The sequence below is a fragment of the Nonomuraea sp. N2-4H genome, from assembly GCF_045291505.1.
Taxonomy (GTDB): Bacteria; Actinomycetota; Actinomycetes; order Streptosporangiales; family Streptosporangiaceae; genus Nonomuraea; species Nonomuraea fastidiosa.
Window position 1 is genome coordinate 3,918,299 of record NZ_CP147987.1, and the last position, 14,845, is coordinate 3,933,143.

Sequence of the window (14,845 nt, forward strand, 5' to 3'; positions counted from 1 at the left end):
GTACGGGCCGGGCACGCCACCCCGTCTCCTGAAGGGACGAAAGATACTGGCGAGTCAAGATCGCACGATTGAGGTCGCGCCAGGTGAGCATCTAGATATCATGCCTTTCCCCATCAAAGAGGTACGCGCCGCGTACCCCGCGCTCTCCGACGGCCACGCCTATCTCGACGGCGCCGCCGGCACCCAGGTCCCTCAGTCCGTGATCGACGCCATCGCCACCGCCTACCGGACGGGGATCGGCAACGTGGGCGGCGCCTTCCCGGCCAGCCACCGCTCCGACGCGATCGTGGCCGCCTGCCGCGCCGCCGTCGCCGACCTGGTGGGCGGCCGTCCCGAAGGCGTCATCCTCGGGCCCAACATGACGACGCTCACGTACCGGCTGTCGAAGGCCATCGCCGGTCCCGGCGACGAGGTGGTGGTCTCGCGGCTCGACCACGACGCGAACGTGCGGCCGTGGACGCAGACCGGCGCCACGGTGCGGTGGGCCGAGGTCGACCCGGTCACCGGCGAGCTGCCGGTCGAGCAGTACGCCGACCTGATCAACGAGCGGACACGGGTGGTCGCGGTCACGGCGGCGAGCAACATCCTCGGCACCCGCCCCGACGTGCCCGCCATCGCCGAGCTGGCGCACCGGGCCGGGGCGCTGGTGTACGTGGACGGCGTGCACGCCACCCCGCACGGCCCGGTGGACATGCGGGCGCTGGGCGCCGACTTCTACGCCACGAGCGCGTACAAGTGGGCGGGGCCCCACATCGGCGCGGTCGTCGCGGATCCCGAGCTGCTGGAGACGCTGAGGCCGGACAAGCTCGCGTCGTCGCCGGACACGGTGCCGGAGCGGTTCGAGACCGGCACGGCGGCCTTCGCCGACCTGGACGGCGTGACGGCCGCCGTGGACCACCTGGCCGCCATGGTGCCCGGCACCGGCACCCGCCGCGAGCGCCTGCTGGCCTCGATGGCCGCCGCGGAGGAGCACGAGCTGGAGCTGTTCGCCGAGATGCTGGCGGGCCTGGAGTCCATGCCGCACGTCACGCTGTACGGCAAGCCCGCGCGGCGGACGGCGACGGCCTACTTCAACGTGGCCGGGCACACCCCGCGCCAGGTGGCCGAGCACCTGGCCAAGCTGGGGGTGAACGTCTGGAACGGCCACAACTACGCCTGGGAGCTGACCGGCGCGCTCGGCATCCGCGACTCGGGCGGCGCGGTGCGGGCGGGCCTGGTGCACTACAACGACGCATCGGACGTGGAGCGCCTGCTGGACGGCGTGGCCAAGCTGCGCTGAAAGGCGGTGCCGAAGCGGCGGCTCGGCCATCCGGGAAGGGGCGGCTCAGGCGGCGTCGGCGGCCGAGGGCTGCTCGTACACCGGCAGGCGGATCACGAACCGCGCGCCTGACGGGCAGTCCTCGACCGTCAGCGAGCCGCCGTGCGCCACGCACGTCTCGCGGCTGACGGCCAGCCCGAGCCCGCTGCCGCCGGGATCGAGGCGCAGCCCCTCCTCCAGGCGGACGAACGGCTCGAAGATCCGCTCGCGGTCCTCGGGCGGGATGCCCTCGCCGTCGTCCTGCACGACCAGGACGGCCTGCCGGTCCGAGCGCGCGACGGAGACGTCGATGCAGGTGCGGGCGTGCCGGCGCGCGTTGGCCAGGAGGTTGTCGAGCACGCGCAGGAGCTGCACCCGCGAGCCCATCACGGTGGGGCGGCCTGATCGGTGCAGCCGGATGTCGATGCCGGAGCGGGGCAGCGCCGCGAGCTCCTCCTCCACCAGCTCGACCAGGTCGAGCTGCTGCTGGGCCGCCATGCCCGAGTTCTTGACCCGGGTGTAGGCGAGCAGGTCGTCGATGATGGCCTGGAGGCGTTCGGTGGTGCGCAGCGTCAGCCGCAGGGCCGAGCGCGGCTCCACCTCGTCGGGGTACATGAGCGCCTCCTCCAGCTGCACGTGCAGGGCGGAGACGGGGGCGCGCAGCTCGTGGGAGACGAGAGAGGCGAAGCGGCGCTGCGCGGACACCGCCTTCTCCAGCCGGTCGAGGTAGAGGTTGGAGGTGCGGGCGAACTCGGCGATCTCGTCGTCGCCCGGGGGCGCGGGGACCCGGAGGCTGAGGTCGTTCGCGGTGGCCTCGCGCATGGTGGCGCTGATCTCCTGCACCGGGCGGAGCGTGCGGCCGACCACCATCCACGTGGCCCAGGCCGCCACAGCGGAGGCGATCAGCACCGCGGTGCCGAAGCCGATCTCCAGGTAGGGCGTGGCGAGTGCGGGCGGCATCAGCCTGCCGCCGAGGACGAAGTGCTCCTCGCCGCCGAACAGCGTCTGTGCGACCCTGCCGTCGAGCCGCAGCACCGCCACCATGAGGCACGGCCCCTCCCCGGGGCAGGCCACGGCGTCCTTGAGACGCGCATCGGGCGGCGGGCGGACGGTGGTCAGCGGCGGGATGCGCAACCCGGAGCCGTTGCCCGCCACCAGCTCGCCCCGCGCGTTGATGAGCTGCAAATAGTCGCTGCGCACGCTCGGCGTGGGCCGCGGTATCTGGCCGGGCACCATCTGGTTCGCCCAGCCCACGACGTCCTGCCGCAGGTCCTCGTAGACGTCCTTGGAGATGCTGTTGCGGATGCCGAGCACGGCGAGGGCGGCGACCACCGAGAGGATCACCAGGAACAGCACCCCGACCCAGCACGTGTAGCGCGCGCGGATCGACCGGGGGTACGGCCATCGCCATCCCGTCCCGCTCAGCCTCATGCGACCTCCTCTGCCCGCCCCCAGCCGGAGCAGGCTTCGGTGGAACGGTCGGTAGGCTCCTTCCGTCATGGTCCCGTCATGGTCGTGGCAGGTGTTCGAGCAGGAGCAGCGCGATGTCGTCGCCGCGCTGCTCGGCGGCGGGCGCCTGGTCGAGCAGGGTCTCTCCGAGCAGGTGCAGGGGCTGCTGCCCCGCCTTGGTCAGGTAAGCGGCCAGGCGGGCGATGGCGTCGTCCAGGTGCACGCCCGGTGCCTCGATGAGGCCGTCGGTGTACAGCGCGAGGATCGCGCCGGGCGAGAACGGCACCTGCAAGGTGGGATACTCCGCGTCCGGGTCGATGCCGAGCAGCGGGCCCGGCGGTACCTCCACGGGTTCCGCGGCGCCGCCGGGAGCCCGCAGCAGGGGCGGCGGATGGCCGGCGTTGGCGATGGAGAACGCGCGCAGCCGCAGGTCCAGGTGGAGCAGCACGCAGCTGGTGAACAGGTCGGTGTCCAGGTAGAGCAGCAGCCGGTTGGCGTTGCGCAGCACCGTGCCCGGATCGGCCTCGGGGTCGGTGGCGGAGGCGTGGATGGCGGTGCGCACCTGCCCCATGAGCGCGGCGGCCGACAGGTTGTGTCCCTGCACGTCGCCGATGACCGCCACGGCGGCGTGGTCGTGCAGGCGGATGAGGTCGTAGAAGTCGCCGCCGACGCCGACGCCCCGCGTGGCGGGCACGTAGCGGGCGGCCGCCTCCAGGTCCTCGATGTCGGGCAGGCGGCGCGGCAGCAGGCTCGTCTGCAGGCAGTGGGCGGCCTGGTCCTTGGCCTCGTACAGCAGGGCGCGGTCGAGCGCCTGGGCCATCAGCCCGGCCAGGGAGGTGAGCGTGGTGCGCTCGGCCCCGCTGAACGGGTGGGGCTGCTCGAAGGCCACCACGCAGGTGCCGGCCAGCCGGTCGGGCAGCGACAGCGGCAGGAACGCCCACGCCTCCATGTCGTCGGCGTCCAGCGCGGGCTTGTAGACCTCGCCCATCTCCTCGCGGTCGCCGTAGAACCTGGCCTCGCCGGTCCGCATGACCCGGCCGGTCATGGTGAGGCAGTCCACCGGCATCCCGTTCAGCCGCTCGACGAACGTACGGCTGAACCCGTGCGAGCCGAGCACCCGCAGCCTGCCGCCCTCGGCGATGAAGACCGCCATGGAGTGCACGCCGCAAACCGCCATCATGTGGTCGGTGACCACCTCGATGACCTGCCGCACGGTGAGCGCCCTGGTCAGGGTGGCGGCCAGGTGCAGCAGCTCGTGCAGGTGGTGCGGCTGCGGATGCGCCGAGCTGTCGGCCAGCGGCAGCTTGCCGGTGGACACGAGGTGCAGGCTGACGCCCGTCGGGTCGGGGTGCAGGCGGGCCTCGACCGTGACGCCGCCCGGCGTGCCGAGCAGGCAGGTGGTGGGCTGCTGGCTGACCACGGCGTGCCGGAAGCGCTCTTTGAAGACGGGGCCGCGCAGCCAGTCCACCGCGTCCCACAGCACGCGGCCGAGCAGCGTGCCGTGGGAGGCGCCGCCGAGCATCTCGGCGGCCGGGTCGTTGAGGTAGGTGATGTGGCCGTACAGGTCGAGCGAGACGCAGCCGTCGCGCAGCCGGTCGGCGAAGCCGAAGGCGGCGGGTGTGCGCGCCCCCTCAGAGGGCCGCGACGGCAGCGGGGTCAGCGTGCGCGGCTGCGGGGTGACCGGGGGCCGCTGGTCGTCCCCCGCCGACTCCTTCAGCACCTCTTCCATACGGCGGGTGGCCTCGTCGATGACCTCCAGCTCGTACGAGCCGAGCCGCGGCTGCCGCGACGACGACCACATGAGCACCCAGGAGCCGACCACCCGGTCGCCGATCCTGAGCGGCGTGGCCAGCACGGAGAAGTGGTACGGCACGAGGAAGGCCATGGCCGGGAAGCGGCGGGCCAGCTCCTCCAGGTCGGGCACCCACACCCGTTCCCTGCGCCGCACGGCGACGGTGGCGGGGACGCCGGCCTCGGCGCGCAGCCTGCTCCACTGGCCGACCATCGGGCCCGGCAGTCCCATCTGGGACTGCATGAGCAGCACCTCGCCGGCCGCGTCGAGCAGATAGAGCATGGCGATGTGGGCCCCGGTCTCCCGTGCGGCGCGCACGAGCGTCTCGTCCATTTCCGAGGTGGCCGGGGGCCCGGCCGGCTGGAGCCGGTGAGACGCGGTGAGCCACTCGGTCCCGCGCGACAGCATCGGCTCCTCACGCCTCCCTACGCGAGCCATACGGTCACGGTATCTACCGCTTTAGCCCGATAGGTGATTACTTGTCGTAATCTGACCGGTTACCGAGACGTGGATGGCGGTCGTCAGACCTTTCCATGACGATGCCCGCCGGCCGGTCCGGCGGGCGGGCGTCGAAGCCCTGGCCGCGGGCTATTCCGCGAGGCTGCCGCAGGTAAAGCCCTTCTCCCTGTCGGGCGGAAACATCTGCACCTCGGTCAGGATCGTGCTCTCGGAGAACTTGCGGAAGGTCAGCGCCCTGTCGCAGTCGTAGATGGCGTAGCCGCCCTCGTGCTCGCCGAGCACCATCATCCAGCGGCTGTCGTACAGGGGCTTGCCGCTGCTGTCCTGGAGCTTGGCCCATTGCGTCTGGAAGCCGACGGCGTCGAGCAGGGCGGTGGACTCGCCTTTCTCCAGCACGTTGATCGCGCCGTAGATCATCTGGATCATGAGGACGTAGCCGAGTCCGATCCCGGTGAGCGCGCCGACCAGCACCTTCAGGCCCGCCCTGCCCACAGGCTTGCGGCGCAGCAGCCGGAACGGCACCACGTACGCCACCACGCCGAGACCGGCCGCGAGCAGCACGTCGCCCGCCTCGACACTGATCTTGGCGGTGGGGTCGTCGCCCGACAGCGCTGTCATGAAGTACATGAAGCCCAGGTACGAGGCGCCGGCCCAGGCGGCGGCGATCACCGCGACGATCCACGGCTGCCGGCGCACCTTCTGCACGATCCGGCCTGCCCAGCCGCGGGTGATCACGTTGAGCAGCCAGCCCAGGCTGACGGCGAGGCCGAGGGCGATCGCGCCCAGGATCAGCAGCGGCAGGATCGTGCCCAGCAACCGGCCGAGCAGCACGGCCTGGTCGATGCCGGCCTGCTCGGGCGTGATGCCGAAGATCGCGTACATGGCCTGGTAGCCCATGTAGAGCAGCGCGTACAGGGTCACGCCGAGCGGGACGAGGACGGAGCCGGCCTTTTCCAGCAGGTCGATGACGCCGACCTTCTCCTCGGCCTCCGGCTCAGGGGCTTCGGATGCTAAGTCCGAAATATGAGTATCCGCAGGGTGAGCGGCATAGGACGGAGAAGTCATGGCCGGAGCATAGAGGATGGACTCTCCGCACAACGCCGTTTTCACGCTGTGAGGGACAAGTCCGTCATGGTAGTGATCACAGCTTCGCGCCCTCGCAGCGCTGTCTCGCTCACGCCGGCCCGTGCGCCGCCCGCTCCTTCGCCGAGGCGGGCCCTTGACCGCGTAGCCGTTTGGCTGGACGCTCGAAGGCACCCGGCTTGATCGACGGATCTTCCCCGGCTGGCCGCGCGACCACGTCCGAGGTGGATCACGCCGTGAGCACCATGCCGCGCGAAGAGGGTGAAGGTCGCATGACCATCGCGGAAGAGCTGCTCCTGCTCGCCTACGACAAGGAAGGCCGGCCGGACGTCACCATGACCTGGCTGGATCCCGCGATCGCCGCCGCCGTCCTGGCCGAGCTGGTCGTGCACGGCCGGGTGGAGATGTCGGGCAGGAGGCTGCGCGTTCGCGACCAGAGCCGGCTCGGCGAGGACGAGCTGGACGCCGCGCTGGCCCTCATGGGCGCCAAGAGCAGGCGGCCCGTGTCGTGCGTCCAGCTCCTGGAACGGCACGGCCTACGGCGGCGGCTGCTGACCCGGCTGGTGACGGGCGGGGTGCTGGCCGAGACGCGCGGCAAGGCGCTCGGCTTCTTCCCCGTCAAGCGGTGGCCGGAGGCGCGTCCTGGCGGGCGGGCCGAGATCAGGGCGCGGGTGGCGGCGGTGCTGGGCGGCGCGGAGCCCGACCCCCGTACGGGGACGCTCATCGCGATCCTGCACGCCGACCGGTACACCCGCACGTTCTTCCCCGGCTACGACGACCGGCGCTACAAGGAGGTCGCCGAGGGCGGCTGGGCGGCCGAGCCGGTGATCCGCACGGTGGGCGTCATCGCCGACGCCGCACTGTACGCCATGGCCGGCGAGTGACCGCTGCTCCCAACCGGCTTCTCCCCTGACGGCCGCACTCCACCGGCTTCTCCCCTTACGGCGCACCGGTCAGTAGCTGGGCGGGGTCGCCGCGACGAGGAAGTCGGCGGGCTCGTCGCCCGGGTTGATGTAGCGGTGCGGGAGCGTGGAGTCGAAGTAGCAGCTGTCCCCCTCCTCCAGCAGGTGCTCGGTCCCCGCCACCTCGACCACGAGCCGCCCGCGCAGCACGAGCACGCACTCCTCCGACGGGTGCGTCCACGGCTCGGCGGCCGACGCGCCGCCGGGCAGCAGGTGGCCTTCGAGCACCTCCAGGCGGCCATGGCCGGGCGAGACGCGCGTGTAGGAGATCCCGCCGGCCGGCGACTTGACCAGCATCCGCCCGCCGCGCCGCACCACGGCCACGGCCTCGGCGTCGGGCTCCTTGAACAGGTCGAACAGCGGCAGGTCCAGCACCTTGGCGATCTTCCGCAGCGTCTCCAGGCTGGGGTCGGCGAGGTCGCGCTCGACCTGGCTGATGAGCCCGCTGGACACGCCGGTGGCGGCGGCGAGCTGGGCGAGGGTCAGCCCGCGTTCCGTGCGGAGCTGCCGGATCCTGGCACCGATCACCCGGCGATCCTACCGTCGTTCAACCACATTGAACGGCTATTGACCTGGTTGAAATCCCCTGGATAAGGTGCCCGAAATGTCGTACATGTTGAACGCCTCCCAGTTCCGGGCCGAGTTCCCCTCTCTGGCCGACTGCGTGCACCTCGCGAGCTGCAGCCAGGGCGCGCTGTCGTCGCGGCTGGCGTACGCGCTGCAGGAGATCGGCCACTCGCTGCGTGTGGAGGGCGCCCCGTGGGGGACGTGGATGGCGCAGGTCGAGCGGGCCAGGGAGCGTTTCGCCCGGTTGATCGGCGCCGAGCCCGGCGAGGTGGCCGTGCTGTCGTGCGCCTCGGAGGCCGCATACCAGGCCGCCTCCTCGCTCGACTGGTCGCGGCGGCCCGGCATCGTCACCACCGACCTGGAGTTCCCATCCATCGCGCACGTCTGGCTGGCGCAGGGTCAGCGCGGCGCGCGGGTGCGGGTGGTGGCCGACAGCGGCGAACACGTGGCGGCGGAGGCGTACGAGGAGCTGATCGACGAGAGCGTCGGCCTGGTGTCGGTGCCGCTGCACACCTACCGCAACGGCGCCCGCCTGCCGGTCGAGGACGTCGTGCGGCTGGCGCACGAGCAGGGCTCGCGGGTCTTCGTGGACGCCTACCAGGCCGCCGGGGTGACCCCGATCGACGTGCGCGAGCTGGGCTGCGACTACCTCGCGTCGGGCTCGCTCAAGTACCTGCTGGGCCTGCCCGGCATCGCCTTCCTGTACGTGCGCGGCGGGCTCGAGCAGCAGCGCGAGCCGGAGCTGACCGGGTGGTTCGGCCGCAGGCAGCCGTTCGCGTTCGACCCCCGGCTGCTCGACTTCCCCGCCGACGCCCGCCGTTTCGAGACCGGCACGCCGCCCATCCCGTCGGCGTACGCCGCCAACGCCGGCTTCGACCTGATCGAGCGCATCGACCTGCACGACGTGCGGCGGCACGTGTCCGGGCTGGTGGAGGAGCTGGCCGAGCGGCTGACCGCGGAGGGCGTGCGGGTGGCGAGCCCGGCGGGCGCGCGCGGCCCGCAGGTGGCCATCGCCGACCAGGCCCCCGACCGGCTGGCCGCCGCGCTCGCCGAGCGCCGCATCTGGACGGCGCCGCGCGGCGACCTGCTGCGGCTGTCGTTCCACTACTACAACGACCGCTCCGATGTGGACGCGGCCGTCGAAGCCATCAGCTCCTATCGGAGGAGCTGACCACCCCCTACCGAGAGGCACCCGCCGTGGACGACCCCGCGACCCCCAACGCACCCGGCCTGCAGCGCCGGCTGACCGGCCGTCAGCTCACGATGATCGGGCTCGGCGGCGCCATCGGCACCGGGCTCTTCCTCGGCTCCAGCCTGGCGATCTCGCAGGCGGGCCCGGCGACGATCGTGGCGTACGTCATCTGCGCCGCGGTCGCCATGGTGATCGGCTGGTCGCTGGCCGAGATGGTGGTGGTACACCCCGAGGCGGGCGCGTTCGGGGTCATCGCCCACCGCTATCTGGGGCCGTGGGCCGGGTTCGTGGTGCGGTGGACGTATTGGACGATCCAGGTCATCGCGATCGGCGGCGAGGTGATCGCGGCCGGGATCTACGTGCAGTTCTGGTGGCCGTCGCTGCCGCTGTGGCTGCCGGTCGCGGTCTTCTCGCTCGTCGTGCTGGCGGTGAACGCGGCCGCGGTGCGGCTGTTCGGCGAGATCGAGTACTGGTTCGCGATGATCAAAGTGGTGGCGATCATCGTGTTCATCCTGCTCGGCCTGGTGCTGGTGACGGTCGGCCTGCCCAGCGCGGACGCCACGGGCCTCGCCAACCTGACCGCGCACGGCGGCTTCCTGCCGAACGGGATGAGCGGGCTGTTCCTCGCCATGGTGTTCGTGCTGTTCAGCTACATCGGCACCGAGGTCGTGTCGGTCACCGCCGCCGAGTCGGAGGACCCCGTACGCGACATCCCGCGCGCCGCCCGCCGCATGATCACCCGGCTCGCGCTCTTCTACGTGGTGGCCATCGCGATCGTGCTCACCGTGGTGCCGTGGCCGGTGACGGCGCAGGGCGGCTCGGTCACCGAGAGCCCGTTCGTCACCGTGTTCTCGGCCGCCGGAGTCCCCGCCGCCGCGACCATCATGAACTTCGTGGTGCTCACCGCCGCGCTGTCCAGCGCCAACACCAACCTCTACCTGACCACCCGGATGATGCACTCCCTGGCCGCCAACGGCTACGCCCCTCGCTGGACGGGACGGCTGAGCCGGGCGGGTGTGCCGCGCAACGCGCTCGCGCTGTCGGCGCTCGGCCTGGCGCTCGCGGCCGGGGTGTCGGCGGCCAGCGAGAGCGGCGCGTACCTGGCGCTGTTCGGCGTGTCGGTGTTCGGCGCGCTGGTGGTGTGGCTGCTCATCCTGGCCACCCACCAGGCGTTCCGCCGCAAGCGCGCCGCCCAGGGGCTGCCGCCGTCGCCGGTGCGGCTCTGGGGCGCGCCCGTGACGTCGGGCGTGGTGATGGTGTTCCTTGCCGCGGTGATCGTCTCGACGCTGTTCATCGAGCCGCTGCGGCCTGCCTGGTGGGCGGGCGTCCCGTTCTTCGTGATCGTCAGCGCGGCGTACGTGATCGCCTCCCGCCGGGCCCGAACGGGTGTGCGCGGCATCGGGTGAAGTGCCCGGCATGCATGTGTACTTCCTCTGAGGACGACGCGGCCCGCCCCGCCCTGCCACGGGCGCGGCTGAGCGCATCCGCGTCAGCTCTGACCTTTCCTCGCTCGTCGTGGCCGCCCTGCGCGTGACCGGCGTGGACGTGACCGTCTCGGCCGGCGACCGGCTGGGCGTGGCCGGCGAGAACGGCCGTGGCAGATCACACTGCTGCAGGTGCTCGCAAGCAGGCTCGCACCGGACGCGGGCATCGTGCGCCGCGCGGGCACCATCGGGGTCGCCGACGGCCGCCTGCCTGCTCGGCGCCGGGCACGACCTGCTGCTGCTCGACGAGCCGACCAACCATCTCGACGCCGCCGGGCTCGGCCCCGCGGCCGGCAGGCGCCGCGCGGGGCCGCCCCCGCTCCTCACCCCGGCCCACCCGTGCTCGCCGTCACGACGCGTGCCGACCCACCCGAAAGGATTGCGTGACGCTGCTCCCCGATTGACCCGCGGCGGGCCGTTCAGGCACCGGCACGGAGGCCCGCCGATGCCACGCGGCGGGCCGTTCGGGCACCGGCACGGAGACCGGCCGATGCCGAGTTTTGCTGAAGTTTCGCCTGATTTCAGGTTCTTTGCCCCCTTTGAGGGCAGGCGGGCGGCGATGGGTCGGCCTTCACAGACGCGGCCTCGGGGAAGGAAAACTCGATCATGGCGAACAAGATGGGAATCGCCTGCGCCTTGCTGGCCGGGTACTACCTCGGGCGGCGACGGAAGCTGCGCACGGCGGCGTTCCTGGCGGCGGCCGGGCTTGCGGGAAAGGCCTCAGGGAACGGCGGGCTGCTGTCGCTGGGGCTGAAGGCGCTGGGCTCATCGGCCGATATCGGCAAGCTCACCGAGCAGGTCAAGGGCGGCCTGCTGGAGGCCGGTAAGGCCGCGGCGAGCAGACAGGTCGACTCCCTGAGCGACAAGCTCCATGAACGTGCCGAGCAGCTCAAGACACCGGCCACCGCCGAGGGCGGGGACGAGCCCACCGAGGGCGCGGACCAGCCCGCCGAGGGCGCGGACGGCACCGGCCCCACCGACGAGTCCTCCTCGGACGGCGAGCCCGAGAGCGATACCGGCGACGAGGCCGGGGATCAGGATGAAACCGAGCGAGAGCCTGCTGGGCAGGAACGGGCGCGACGGCAGCCGCGTACCATCCGGCGGACCTCCGTGCGGAGGTGAGCACAGGTGGCTGAGGAACGAGCGGGAGCGGGCCGCCCCACAGTACGGCGGTTGACGCGTACGGCAGGTAAGGCCGCGGGCGCGGGCAAGCGTGCGGTCAGCGGGCTCGGCAAGGCCGCCGGTGCGGCGAAGCAAGGCACGACGGGCAAGGCCGCGAGCGCCGCCAAGGAAGGCACGGAGAAGACGTCGGCCGCAGGCAAGGTCACGCGGACGGCGACCGGCACGGCCACTCGGGCCGCCGGTACGGCGAAGGGCGCCACGAAGGGCCCGGTGAAGGGCGCCGCAGATGCGGCCAAGCAGGCGACGGGCGCCGCCGCCGGCGCCGCCGAGCAGGCCACCGACACCGCCAAGGGCGCCACCGGCGCGGCCGAAGGCGCGACGGACACCGCCAAAGGCGCGACCGAAGGCGCCACCGACACCGCCAAAGGTGCGGCTGAAGGCGTCACGGACACCGCCAAGGGCGCTACCGGCGCGGCCGGAAAGGTCGCGGGAGCCGCCAAGGGCGTGACAGGCGCCGCCAAGGGTGTCACCGGCGCAGCCAAGGGAGCCGCGGGCACGGCGGCGGGAGCGGTCAAGGGCGTCGGCAAGGACTTCCTCGCCGCGCTGCCGACCGAGCGGCTCGCCGACGAGGCGAAGAACCTCATGCACGCCGCGCTGAACCGCGCGGTATCCAAGGCGGGCGACAAGCTCGAGGGCCTCACCGGCCGCCTCACCGACTACGCCGAGCACGGCGGCAAGGGCCTGCTGAGCGCGGTGACCGGCAAGGGCGGCTCGGGTTCAGACGACGGAGGCGGCTCGGGCAGCGTCCTGGGCGGAGTGCTGAAGGGCGGTGTCAAGGGCGGGCTGCAGAGCATCATGCAGAAGATCACCGGAGGCGGCAAAGGCGGTAAGGGCGGCTTCGAGAAGGTCACCAACATCGTCGAGACGATCGACATCGGTGCGCCCCGCCGCCTGGTGTACGACCAGTGGACGCAGTTCCAGGACTTCCCGTCGTTCATGAAGAAAGTGGAGAACGTCAAGCAGGAGTCCGACGAGAAGCTCACCTGGAAGGCGCAGGTCTTCTGGTCGCACCGGAGCTGGACGGCGAGCATCGTCGAGCAGATCCCCGACCAGCGGATCATCTGGCGGTCCGAGGGGCCGAAGGGTCATGTGGACGGCGCGGTGACGTTCCACGAGCTGAGCGACGACCTGACGCGGGTACTGGTGGTGCTGGAGTACCACCCGCAGGGGCTGTTCGAACGGACCGGCAATCTGTGGCGGGCGCAGGGCCGCCGCGTACGGCTCGAGCTCAAGCACTTCCGCCGCCACGTCAATGCGCACCTGCTGCTGCACCCGGAGGACGTCGGCGAGGGCTGGCGCGGCGAGATCCGCGACGGCGAGGTGGTCAAGGACCACGAGACGGCGATGGAAGAGGAACGCGCGGCTCAGGCCGAGGAAGAGGAAGAAGAGCCAGAAGAGTACGAGGAGGAAGAGGGCGAAGAGCCGGAGGAGGGCGAGGAGCCCGCCGAGCAGGAGCCCGGGGAGGAGGCAGAACTGGAAGAGGAGGAAGCGGAAGAGGCCGAAGAGGAGCCGGAAGGAGGCGAATACGAGGAGGAAGAAGGCGAAGGCGAGGAGCGAAGCCGCTGAAAGGCGGCCGGACCGATCGGCCCATGACGGGCCCGCGCCTCGCCGCCACACGTGCCCGCCTCCGGCTCAGCGGCCCGGAGGCGGGCACTCCCCTGTTCCGGCACACCTGGCACGTTGAACGCACGCACGCTCGGCGGCACCGGCCGGCGCGGGCAGCACCTCGCCCGGCGGCGGGCTGACCCGTCACTTGAGGACTCAGCCGAGCCGGTCGCGCAGCCACTTCGGGTCGGGGTTGACGTGCGGCTCGCCCGCCAGCACCACGGTCGGGACGGTCTCGTCGCCGCCGGTGATCCCCCGCACCGCCGCCGCGCCCTTCGGGTCGCGCCAGATGTCCACCCAGTACGCCCGCCGGGCGGCGCGGCCGAGCCGGAACCTGAGGCGCATGCAGTACCGGCAGCCCGGACGCCAGTAGACGATCGCCCGCCCGTCGGCCGCGCTGCGCCGCCGCGCCTCCTCAGCGCCGACCGGCCTGGGGAACGCCAGCGGCGAGATCACGAAGCCGAGCGCGGCGTACACCACCAGCATCGCGGCCGCCGCCACGAGACCGCCCCTCGCGGCCGTCCACGCCGCGAGCACCACCCCGATCGCCGCCAGCAGGCCCGGTGCCATCCATCTGCGCCTCACGATCAGGCAAGCTATCGGAACGCCTCTCGCACCTGCGCTCCGGGGCCGTGTCAGCCGATCCTCCGCCGCTTCCAACGGCGTCAGCCGGTCCCCGGCGCCGGCCGATCGCGTCAGCCGCTCCCCGGCGCCGGCCGATCGCGTCAGCCGCTCCCCGGCGCAGGCCGGCCGCGTCGACCGCTCCCCGGCGTCGGCCGGCCGCGTCGACCGCTCCCCGGCGTCTTCGGCCGCGTCAGCCGGAAGACCGGCGCGGGATGCAGGCGAGTTCGGCGAGCGCGTCGTCCACCGACTCCGCCACCTCGATCCCGGCCCGCTCACCGGCGTGCCCATGGCCGGTGATGCCGTCCCCTGGGATCACGATCAGCCGTCCATCGGACACCCTGGCGTGCCGCGCCGCCGATCGCAGGACGTCGCGCCCGTGCTCGTCCACCGCCGCCAGCTCGCGCAGATCGACCACGATCAGCGGCGGGATCCGCGCCACCAGCGCATTGACCAGGTACTGCTGCAGGATCAGGCACGCCACCCCCTCAAGCCGCCCGGTCAGGGACAGCAGGACGACCTCCTCCTGCCTGTCGAGCCGGATGTCGAAGTCCGGAGCGCTCTCGTGGATGCCAGGTTCTGAGGGGTGCATGACAAGGGTCCCAGCGTGGACGTACGAGGAAGATCTGCGCCGACCAGATCACCTATCGCGACCATAACAGTCCTTTGCGTAACGCAACGATCGGACGGCACGGAAAGTGACCGAAAAGCAGCAGAAGCGTAAGCCCGTCCGCCATCGCACTAGTCTGGCTCCAGAGCCGCCGGACTGACGGAGGTGCGCCGCCGATGCGCGAGATCGACCCGCACATCCACGTCGAGCAGAAGGTGCTGCAATCCGGTGCCGCCTTCCGCAACGTGATCGCCTCGACGCTGGGCCGCGTCCCCGACGCGCCGTCCGTGGTGACCTCCGGCTGCGGGCTTCAGGTGCCGTACGCGATGACCTCGCCCCACCCCGAGCGCGTCACCTGCCTGCCGTGCAGGGAGCACGCCCACCGCGAGCACCTCCGCCTCGCCGAGCAGGTCGAACGGCTGAGCGGCATGCCCGGCTCGCCGATCCCGGACGAGCAGACCGCGCAGATGGTGCAGTGGGCCCGCGACCGCGCTCAGCGATTCGCCTCCGGCTAGCGCCCCTCCCATCGAGGCGGCGGTTCG

Annotated in this window: 13 protein-coding genes; 7 read left to right on the forward strand and 6 right to left on the reverse strand. The window is 72.0% G+C overall.

Going from position 1 to position 14,845, the window contains the following annotated elements:
- Positions 1-100 precede the first annotated feature (100 nt).
- Positions 101-1,279 (forward strand): cysteine desulfurase-like protein, encoded by a 1,179-nt coding sequence (locus WBK31_RS18195; RefSeq protein ID WP_364052693.1) that lies wholly within the window; start codon positions 101-103, stop codon positions 1,277-1,279.
- Positions 1,280-1,324: 45 nt separating this feature from the next.
- On the opposite strand, the gene WBK31_RS18200 is transcribed toward WBK31_RS18195, so the two are convergent.
- From WBK31_RS18200 to WBK31_RS18210, 3 genes are all read right to left on the reverse strand, one after another.
- Complete coding sequence (locus tag WBK31_RS18200; protein WP_406675283.1) at positions 1,325-2,728, reverse strand: sensor histidine kinase; 1,404 nt, start codon at positions 2,726-2,728, stop codon at positions 1,325-1,327.
- Positions 2,729-2,804: 76 nt separating this feature from the next.
- Positions 2,805-4,976 (reverse strand): SpoIIE family protein phosphatase, encoded by a 2,172-nt coding sequence (locus tag WBK31_RS18205; RefSeq protein WP_406675284.1) that lies wholly within the window; start codon positions 4,974-4,976, stop codon positions 2,805-2,807.
- A 150-nt stretch (positions 4,977-5,126) separates the two neighbouring features.
- Entirely contained in the window at positions 5,127-6,062 is a 936-nt protein-coding gene (locus WBK31_RS18210; RefSeq protein ID WP_406675285.1) for a hypothetical protein, read from the reverse strand.
- Positions 6,063-6,352: 290 nt separating this feature from the next.
- Between WBK31_RS18210 and WBK31_RS18215 the strand changes: the two genes are divergently transcribed.
- Positions 6,353-6,964 carry a GPP34 family phosphoprotein gene (locus WBK31_RS18215; RefSeq protein WP_406675286.1) on the forward strand — a complete coding sequence of 204 codons (612 nt, stop codon included), beginning with the start codon at positions 6,353-6,355 and terminating at the stop codon, positions 6,962-6,964.
- A 69-nt stretch (positions 6,965-7,033) separates the two neighbouring features.
- Here WBK31_RS18215 and WBK31_RS18220 read toward each other — a convergent pair whose 3' ends face one another.
- Positions 7,034-7,570 carry an XRE family transcriptional regulator gene (locus WBK31_RS18220; RefSeq protein ID WP_364052708.1) on the reverse strand — a complete coding sequence of 179 codons (537 nt, stop codon included), beginning with the start codon at positions 7,568-7,570 and terminating at the stop codon, positions 7,034-7,036.
- A 76-nt stretch (positions 7,571-7,646) separates the two neighbouring features.
- Here WBK31_RS18220 and WBK31_RS18225 point away from each other — a divergent pair, with 76 nt between their 5' ends.
- The 4 genes from WBK31_RS18225 to WBK31_RS18240 all read left to right on the forward strand — a co-directional run bounded on the left by WBK31_RS18225 (position 7,647) and on the right by WBK31_RS18240 (position 13,033).
- On the forward strand, positions 7,647-8,780 hold the full coding sequence (locus WBK31_RS18225) for an aminotransferase class V-fold PLP-dependent enzyme (protein ID WP_406675287.1): 1,134 nt from the start codon (positions 7,647-7,649) through the stop codon (positions 8,778-8,780).
- 26 nt (positions 8,781-8,806) lie between these two features.
- Positions 8,807-10,207 carry an amino acid permease gene (locus WBK31_RS18230; RefSeq protein ID WP_406675288.1) on the forward strand — a complete coding sequence of 467 codons (1,401 nt, stop codon included), beginning with the start codon at positions 8,807-8,809 and terminating at the stop codon, positions 10,205-10,207.
- 684 nt (positions 10,208-10,891) lie between these two features.
- Positions 10,892-11,407: a hypothetical protein gene (locus WBK31_RS18235; protein WP_378788414.1), complete on the forward strand. Its 516-nt coding sequence runs from the start codon at positions 10,892-10,894 to the stop codon at positions 11,405-11,407.
- A 51-nt stretch (positions 11,408-11,458) separates the two neighbouring features.
- Entirely contained in the window at positions 11,459-13,033 is a 1,575-nt protein-coding gene (locus WBK31_RS18240) for an SRPBCC family protein (RefSeq protein WP_406675289.1), read from the forward strand.
- A gap of 195 nt (positions 13,034-13,228) precedes the next feature.
- On the opposite strand, the gene WBK31_RS18245 is transcribed toward WBK31_RS18240, so the two are convergent.
- Both WBK31_RS18245 and WBK31_RS18250 read right to left on the reverse strand, forming a co-directional pair.
- On the reverse strand, positions 13,229-13,657 hold the full coding sequence (locus WBK31_RS18245; RefSeq protein WP_364052720.1) for a glutaredoxin domain-containing protein: 429 nt from the start codon (positions 13,655-13,657) through the stop codon (positions 13,229-13,231).
- Positions 13,658-13,886: 229 nt separating this feature from the next.
- The gene (locus tag WBK31_RS18250; RefSeq protein WP_364052723.1) at positions 13,887-14,285 is read right to left on the reverse strand and encodes a hypothetical protein; all 399 of its coding nucleotides are present in this window, start codon (positions 14,283-14,285) and stop codon (positions 13,887-13,889) included.
- 194 nt (positions 14,286-14,479) lie between these two features.
- Between WBK31_RS18250 and WBK31_RS18255 the strand changes: the two genes are divergently transcribed.
- Positions 14,480-14,818 carry a hypothetical protein gene (locus tag WBK31_RS18255; RefSeq protein WP_364052726.1) on the forward strand — a complete coding sequence of 113 codons (339 nt, stop codon included), beginning with the start codon at positions 14,480-14,482 and terminating at the stop codon, positions 14,816-14,818.
- Positions 14,819-14,845 lie beyond the last annotated feature (27 nt).